Origin of the sequence: Streptomyces albipurpureus, from assembly GCF_023701525.1 — a bacterium.
Classification (GTDB): domain Bacteria; phylum Actinomycetota; class Actinomycetes; order Streptomycetales; family Streptomycetaceae; genus Streptomyces; species Streptomyces albipurpureus.
In genome coordinates this window covers 373,161-373,451 of sequence record NZ_JAMQAW010000007.1, presented here as the reverse complement: position 1 = coordinate 373,451, position 291 = coordinate 373,161, and the positions used below count along the sequence as shown (strand labels likewise).

Below are 291 nucleotides of genomic sequence, written 5' to 3'. Positions count from 1 at the left end.
CGCCTCCGGCGGTCTGCACGGCGTCGGCGCCTCCGTGGTGAACGCCCTGTCGGCCCGCCTCGACGTCGAGGTCGACCGCAACAGCGCCACCCACGCCATCAGCTTCCGGCGCGGTGTCCCGGGCATGTTCACCGAGCCGGGCCCCGACGCCCCCTTCGACCCGGCCAACGGGCTGCTGAAGGGCAAGCGGGTGCCCAAGGCCCGCACCGGTACCCGGGTCCGTTACTGGGCGGATCGGCAGATCTTCCTCAAGGATGCCAAGCTCTCGTTGGACACGCTTCATCAGCGTGC

The 291-nt window shown here is 70.8% G+C and carries 1 pseudogene; it reads left to right on the top strand.

Going from position 1 to position 291, the window contains the following annotated elements:
- Positions 1-291, top strand: a pseudogene (locus NBG84_RS08760) (DNA topoisomerase IV subunit B); the annotation flags it as partial.